Raw genomic sequence first — 2,576 nt, forward strand, 5'->3', positions numbered from 1 at the left:
TGAGTCCACAAAACCCCTTGGGTGTTGTATGGTTAAGCCTCACGGGCAATTAGTACAGGTTAGCTCAATGCCTCGCAGCACTTACACACCCTGCCTATCAACGTCGTAGTCTACGACAACCCTTTAGGACGCTTATAGCGCCAGGGAAAACTCATCTCAAGGCTCGCTTCCCGCTTAGATGCTTTCAGCGGTTATCGATTCCGAACTTAGCTACCGGGCAATGCCATTGGCATGACAACCCGAACACCAGAGGTTCGTCCACTCCGGTCCTCTCGTACTAGGAGCAGCCCCTTTCAATTTTCCAACGCCCACGGCAGATAGGGACCGAACTGTCTCACGACGTTCTAAACCCAGCTCGCGTACCACTTTAAATGGCGAACAGCCATACCCTTGGGACCGACTTCAGCCCCAGGATGTGATGAGCCGACATCGAGGTGCCAAACACCGCCGTCGATATGAACTCTTGGGCGGTATCAGCCTGTTATCCCCGGAGTACCTTTTATCCGTTGAGCGATGGCCCTTCCATTCAGAACCACCGGATCACTATGACCTGCTTTCGCACCTGCTCGAATTGTCATTCTCGCAGTCAAGCGGGCTTATGCCATTGCACTAACCACACGATGTCCAACCGTGTTTAGCCCACCTTCGTGCTCCTCCGTTACTCTTTGGGAGGAGACCGCCCCAGTCAAACTACCCACCAGGCACTGTCCGTAATCCCGATTCAGGGACCAACGTTAGAACATCAAAACTACAAGGGTGGTATTTCAAGGACGACTCCACCACATCTAGCGACGCGGTTTCAAAGTCTCCCACCTATCCTACACATGTAGGTTCAATGTTCAGTGCCAAGCTGTAGTAAAGGTTCACGGGGTCTTTCCGTCTAGCCGCGGGTACACTGCATCTTCACAGCGATTTCAATTTCACTGAGTCTCGGGTGGAGACAGCGTGGCCATCATTACGCCATTCGTGCAGGTCGGAACTTACCCGACAAGGAATTTCGCTACCTTAGGACCGTTATAGTTACGGCCGCCGTTTACCGGGGCTTCGATCAAGAGCTTCGACCGAAGTCTAACCCCATCAATTAACCTTCCGGCACCGGGCAGGCGTCACACCGTATACGTCATCTTACGATTTTGCACAGTGCTGTGTTTTTAATAAACAGTTGCAGCCACCTGGTATCTGCGACTCTCGTCTGCTCCATCCGCAAGGGACTTCACTGATAAGAGCGTACCTTCTCCCGAAGTTACGGTACCATTTTGCCTAGTTCCTTCACCCGAGTTCTCTCAAGCGCCTTGGTATTCTCTACCCGACCACCTGTGTCGGTTTGGGGTACGATTCCTTACAATCTGAAGCTTAGAGGCTTTTCCTGGAAGCATGGCATCAATGACTTCACTACCGTAGTAGCTCGACATCGTATCTCAGCGTTAATAGCGGTCCGGATTTACCTAAACCACCCGCCTACGTACTTGAACCTGGACAACCGTCGCCAGGCCCACCTAGCCTTCTCCGTCCCCCCATCGCAATTGTAAGAAGTACAGGAATATTAACCTGTTTCCCATCGACTACGCCTTTCGGCCTCGCCTTAGGAGTCGACTTACCCTGCCCCGATTAACGTTGGACAGGAACCCTTGGTCTTCCGGCGAGGGAGTTTTTCACTCCCTTTATCGTTACTCATGTCAGCATTCGCACTTCTGATACCTCCAGCAGCCCTTACAGACCACCTTCAACGGCTTACAGAACGCTCCCCTACCCCACATACCCTAAGGTACGTAGCCGCAGCTTCGGTGTATAGCTTAGCCCCGTTACATCTTCCGCGCAGGCCGACTCGACCAGTGAGCTATTACGCTTTCTTTAAATGATGGCTGCTTCTAAGCCAACATCCTGGCTGTCTGAGCCTTCCCACATCGTTTCCCACTTAGCTATACTTTGGGACCTTAGCTGGCGGTCTGGGTTGTTTCCCTCTCCACGACGGACGTTAGCACCCGCCGTGTGTCTCCCGGATAGTACTTACTGGTATTCGGAGTTTGCAAAGGGTTGGTAAGTCGGGATGACCCCCTAGCCTTAACAGTGCTCTACCCCCAGTAGTATTCGTCCGAGGCGCTACCTAAATAGCTTTCGGGGAGAACCAGCTATCTCCAGGTTTGATTGGCCTTTCACCCCTAGCCACAAGTCATCCGCTAATTTTTCAACATTAGTCGGTTCGGTCCTCCAGTTGATGTTACTCAACCTTCAACCTGCCCATGGCTAGATCACCTGGTTTCGGGTCTAATCCTAGCAACTGTACGCCCAGTTAAGACTCGGTTTCCCTACGGCTCCCCTAAACGGTTAACCTTGCTACTAAAATTAAGTCGCTGACCCATTATACAAAAGGTACGCAGTCACACCACGAAGGTGCTCCTACTGCTTGTACGTACACGGTTTCAGGTTCTATTTCACTCCCCTCACAGGGGTTCTTTTCGCCTTTCCCTCACGGTACTGGTTCACTATCGGTCAGTCAGTAGTATTTAGCCTTGGAGGATGGTCCCCCCATATTCAGACAGGATATCACGTGTCCCGCCCTACTCGTTTTCACTGAT

The 2,576-nt window shown here is 51.9% G+C and carries 1 rRNA gene; it reads right to left on the reverse strand.

Features of this window, described 5'->3' with window-relative positions:
* Positions 1-28 precede the first annotated feature (28 nt).
* Positions 29-2,576, reverse strand: a 23S ribosomal RNA gene (locus ACED45_RS23840); the annotation flags it as partial.

The organism is Vibrio crassostreae (genome assembly GCF_041439375.1).
GTDB classification, from domain to species: Bacteria; Pseudomonadota; Gammaproteobacteria; order Enterobacterales; family Vibrionaceae; genus Vibrio; species Vibrio crassostreae_D.